General features: G+C 71.1%; 1 protein-coding gene. It reads right to left on the bottom strand.

The genetic code is table 11. The annotated features are described in order from the left end of the window. A partial coding sequence (locus AX685_RS04000) for an enolase C-terminal domain-like protein (protein ID WP_331710144.1) occupies window positions 1–685 on the bottom strand: 685 nt, incomplete at both ends.

The raw sequence follows: 685 nt of genomic DNA, 5'->3' as shown, positions 1-685 counted from the left end.
CTCCAGCACCGCGACCGTACCCCCCTCCACCGCCAGCACCGCCGGGTTGGTCAGATAGGTCAGCAGGTCCGCATCGGCGCTGTTGTAGTGGATGCCCAGCGACATTTCCTGGATCACGAAATTGGGGGTCGCCGCCGCCACCTGAAGACAGGCGGCCAGCGCCAGCGGCCCCAGCGGACAATGCGGCGCGAGCGCGACGTCATACGCCTCCGCCATCGCCGCGATCCGCCGCCCTTCCGAAATGCCGCCCGCGTGGCTCAGGTCCGGCTGCGCGATGTCGATCGCGCCGCGTTCGAAGAACGGCTTGAAATCCCAGCGCGAATACAATCGTTCGCCCAGCGCGACCGGCACCGTCGTCTGCGCGGCCAGTTGCGCGATCGCCTCGGGATGTTCGCTCAGCACCGGTTCCTCGATGAACATCGGGCCGAGCGGTTCCAGCGCGCGGACGATCTGGCGCGCCATCGGCTTGTGGACGCGGCCGTGCAGGTCGACGCCCACGTCCATGCCGGTGTCCCTCACCAGCCCCAGCCGCTCCACCGCATCGGCGACCGCGGCGGGGCCGGCGAACCAGTCCAGGTCCTCGGTCCCGTTCATCTTGACCGCGTCGAACCCCTGTTCGCGCCGCGCGCGCGCCGCCGCCGCCACGTCGGACGGGCGGTCGCCGGCGCGCTGGAGGCGGTGCGCG

It is taken from the genome of Sphingomonas sp. CCH9-F2, from assembly GCF_001556735.1.
Lineage (GTDB): Bacteria > Pseudomonadota > Alphaproteobacteria > Sphingomonadales > Sphingomonadaceae > Sphingomonas > Sphingomonas ginsenosidimutans.
The sequence above is the reverse complement of the archived record's forward strand: the minus strand, read 5'-3'. Positions and strand labels throughout refer to the sequence as shown.